This is a genomic window from Bacillus pseudomycoides DSM 12442 (genome assembly GCF_000161455.1).
In the GTDB taxonomy this organism is placed as follows: domain Bacteria; phylum Bacillota; class Bacilli; order Bacillales; family Bacillaceae_G; genus Bacillus_A; species Bacillus_A pseudomycoides.
On record NZ_CM000745.1, the window covers coordinates 5,724,565 to 5,725,330 of the forward strand.

The 766-nt window shown below is 31.1% G+C and carries 1 protein-coding gene; it reads right to left on the minus strand.

Annotated features, from left to right (window positions below; translation table 11 throughout):
• Positions 1-480: 480 nt before the first annotated feature.
• On the minus strand, positions 481-766 hold a 286-nt coding region (locus BPMYX0001_RS28910), incomplete at its 5' end, for a recombinase family protein (RefSeq protein ID WP_033799579.1).

A 766-nucleotide genomic window follows, 5' to 3' on the forward strand; every position in this document is an offset into this window, starting at 1 on the left:
AATACTTGTCGTTGGTAGTTATTATGAATTAAGGATAATTCTTTTTTAAAAAGAGTTTTTAGAATAAATTTTTTCATTTTTAGACCTCGTAAATTGGGATTTGTATACGTGTATCTAACTCTAAAATAAATTAAACGTATATCGGCTATATCTAGATTGCATTTATTGGTGTTGAGAAAGTTGTTTTCAAACTTCTAGGTGAGAAACTTCAAAAATTATTTTGTACATACTCTGTACCTTTTTCTAGAGAAAGTTTTTTCGAATCAATTTGTGAAGCATTTCCTGTTTCTAAATTTGTTTGGTAGGTATTGAACTCCCACATTTCTTGACTATCATCATATATAGGGATACAGCCGAGATACATGTAACTTTGAGCATTAGGCTTACTTTTATTTCCAATTAATAAAAAACATAAGGTGATGCTCCCTAATCAAATTTTTTTCATAATATCCCCCTTAAATAGTTTGATTCAAACGCTTTTCATTTTTTTTCATATTTCTTTACAAGGCGGTAAAATGTAGTTTTTGATAGATTCGCTTGTTTCATTGCTTCAACAGCGGATATTGCACCTGTTTTCCAAGCGTTATAAGCAGTGATAAATTCATCTGTAATTTCTGTCTTCGGTCTTCCAAGATGTTTTCCCTGTATTTTAGCTAATTGAATTCCTTCTTGCTGTCTGGTTTTTATTTTTGTTCGTTCTTCTTCAGCAAGCCACGAAAGAATTTGAAGTACTAGGTCAGTAATGAGATTTCCTAAGTTGTCCTGG